Below are 2,747 nucleotides of genomic sequence, written 5' to 3'. Positions count from 1 at the left end.
CGCGCTGCGCGCCGCGCTGGCCAGCCCCGCCGCAACGCCCCTGCACCTGTTCCTCGACGACGCCGACCGGGTGCTGTTCGACATCGCCTCGCACGAGACCACGCCGCACGCCCGCGCGCGCCGCGCGCGCACCGGCCAAGGAGTTCCCGCATGAAGACCGCTTGCATCGCCTGGGCCGCCGCCGCGCTGCTGACCAGCCTCACCCTTGCTCCAACTGCAATCGGCGCCAAGACCAAGGCCGGTTCGACCGCTCCGGTTGCGCCCCCCGTACCCGCCGCCATCACCTGGCAGAAGACCTGCTCACGCTGCCACACCACCGGGGTCGGCCCGGAACTGCGCGGGCGCGATCTTCCGCCCGACTACATCGCCACGATCGTGCGCAGCGGCTTTCTCGCCATGCCCGCGTTCCCGCATTCCGCGCTCGACGATGCCTCGCTCGCGGCCGTGGCCAAGATGGTTTCGCAATCCAAGGCGCCGTCAGGCGCGAAGAACCCCTGATAAGCGCAAGGACACCCTGACATGACCGAACCAGCAACGGCGCAAACCTTCGCGGTTCTGCCCGAAGGCGTGAGCGCTGCGGATTTTGCCGCCGCCATCGCCGCATTCCGCACGATCCTGGGCGCGGCCAACGTGCTCACCGATGCCGAGCATCTGGCCCCCTACACCAAGGTGATGGTCGCCGAGAGCGAAGACCTGCACCGCCCCTCGGCGGTAATGTACGCAACAAAAGTCGAGGAAATCCAGGCCATCGTCAACGTCTGCAACGACTATGGCGTGCCGATCTGGACAATCTCCACCGGGCGCAATTTCGGCTACGGCTCGGCCGCGCCGCAAAGCGCGGGCCAGGTCATTCTCGACCTCAAGCACATGAACCGCATCCTCGAGGTCGACGCCGATCTCGCCACCTGCCTGATCGAGCCGGGCGTCACCTACCAGCAGCTCAAGGACTATCTGGTCGAGCACGACATTCCGCTGTGGCTGTCGTGCCCGGCGCCCTCGGCGATTGCCGGGCCGGTGGGCAACACGCTCGATCGCGGCGTGGGCTATACCCCCTATGGCGAGCATTTCATGATGCAGTGCGGCATGGAAGTGGTGCTGGCCAATGGCGAGGTGCTGCGCACCGGCATGGGCGGGGTACCCAATTCGAGCGCGTGGCAGGTCTTCAAGTGGGGCTACGGACCCTATCTCGACGGCATCTTCACCCAGTCGAACTACGGCATCTGCACCAAGATGGGGCTCTGGCTGATGCCCCGGCCGCCGGTCTACAAGCCGTTCTCGATCCGTTACGAGAACGATGACGACATCCACGACATCATCGAGACGCTGCGCCCCTTGCGCATTGCCGGGATCATTCCCAACGCGATGGTCTTTGCCAACGTGATGTGGGAGGCGGCCGCGATCATGCCGCGCTCGAAGTATTACGACGGCACCGGATCGACCCCCGACAGCGTGCTCGAGGAGATCAAGGCCAAGGAGGGCATCGGCGCGTGGAACGTCTACGCCGCGCTCTACGGCACGAAGGAGCAGGTCGCGGTCAACTGGAAGATCATCACCGATGCCGTGGCGGCGAGCGGCAAGGGCCGCGTCATCACCGAGGAGGAAGCGGGGGAGACCGAGCCGTTCAAGTACCGCGCCAAGCTCATGCGCGGCGAGATGACCTTGCAGGAATTCGGCCTCTACCGCTGGCGCGGGGGCGGCGGATCGATGTGGTTCGCGCCGGTAACCGTCGCCAAGGGCAGCGAAACGGTCGAGCAGACGCGGCTCGCCAAGGAAATCCTGGCCGAATACGGGCTCGACTACGTGGCCGAATATATCGTGGGCATGCGCGACATGCACCACATCATCGACGTCCTCTACGACCGTTCGGACCCGGACGAGATGGCCCGCGCGCACGAATGCTTCGCCAAGCTCCTCACCGAGTTCGGCAAGCGCGGCTACGCGGTCTACCGCGTCAACACCGCCTTCATGGACCAGTCCGCCGATCTCTACGGCCCGGTCAAGCGGGCGGTGGACCGCACCCTCAAGCGCGCGCTCGATCCCAAGGGCATTCTCGCTCCCGGCAAGTCGGGCATCCGGATCTGACGCAAGCCCCCATCACGACACGATTTTCACAGGACCTGCCATGAACTCCAGCACGCATGAAGGTCGGCGCCCCGCGCCGGCCACCCCGCTCCTCCCGCTTGTCGGCGCGCTCTCCCTGCTTGCCCCCGCAAGCGCGCTGGCCGCCGGTGATCCCGCCAAGGGCGAAGCCACGTTCAAGGCGCAGTGCGCGATGTGCCACGCGGTAACGCCGGGCACCAACCGCGTCGGCCCGAGCCTTTCCGGCGTCGCGGGCCGCACCTCGGCCAGCGCGCCGCGCTTCGCCTATTCGCCCGCGATGAAAAAGGCCGCGCTGACCTGGGATGCCCGCACGCTCGACACCTTCCTGACCAGGCCCGCCAAGCTGGTTCCGGGCACCCGCATGACCTTTGCCGGGCAGCCCAACCCTGCCACGCGCCAGAACCTCGTCGCCTATCTTTTCAGCCTCAAGTGAGGAAGGCCCCCGATGTCCCCTGCCATGACACCCGCGACAGCACCCGCCACAACACCCGCCAGCGCCGCCACCCTGGCCATCGGCATGCTGATCGGCGGCAAGGACCGCCCCGCCCTTAGCGGACGCACTTTCGTTCGCACAGGGCCGCTGGAAGGCACCGTGGCAACCCGCGCCGCCGCGGCCGATCCCGCCGATGCCCGCGCCGCCGCCGATG

The 2,747-nt window shown here is 67.2% G+C and carries 4 protein-coding genes; all 4 read left to right on the top strand.

What is annotated here, in order from left to right:
- Positions 1–150 precede the first annotated feature (150 nt).
- Positions 151–498: a c-type cytochrome gene (locus tag MTR62_RS20640; protein WP_244024490.1), complete on the top strand. Its 348-nt coding sequence runs from the start codon at positions 151–153 to the stop codon at positions 496–498.
- A 21-nt stretch (positions 499–519) separates the two neighbouring features.
- Positions 520–2,082: an FAD-binding oxidoreductase gene (locus MTR62_RS20635; RefSeq protein ID WP_244024488.1), complete on the top strand. Its 1,563-nt coding sequence runs from the start codon at positions 520–522 to the stop codon at positions 2,080–2,082.
- 40 nt (positions 2,083–2,122) lie between these two features.
- On the top strand, positions 2,123–2,533 hold the full coding sequence (locus MTR62_RS20630; protein ID WP_244024486.1) for a c-type cytochrome: 411 nt from the start codon (positions 2,123–2,125) through the stop codon (positions 2,531–2,533).
- A 12-nt stretch (positions 2,534–2,545) separates the two neighbouring features.
- Positions 2,546–2,747 (top strand): hypothetical protein (locus MTR62_RS20625; RefSeq protein ID WP_244024484.1); only part of this gene is annotated, 202 nt, incomplete at its 3' end.

The organism is Novosphingobium organovorum (assembly GCF_022832435.1).
GTDB classification, from domain to species: Bacteria; Pseudomonadota; Alphaproteobacteria; order Sphingomonadales; family Sphingomonadaceae; genus Novosphingobium; species Novosphingobium organovorum.
This window is presented reverse-complemented; position numbering and strand designations above follow the sequence as displayed.

Bases quoted from the DNA above. Each gene is read 5' to 3' on its own strand.
- MTR62_RS20635 (WP_244024488.1), top strand. From the start codon at position 520: ATGACCGAACCAGCAACGGCGCAAACCTTCGCGGTTCTGCCCGAAGGC.
- MTR62_RS20630 (WP_244024486.1), top strand. From the start codon at position 2,123: ATGAACTCCAGCACGCATGAAGGTCGGCGCCCCGCGCCGGCCACCCCG.
- MTR62_RS20640 (WP_244024490.1), top strand. From the start codon at position 151: ATGAAGACCGCTTGCATCGCCTGGGCCGCCGCCGCGCTGCTGACCAGC.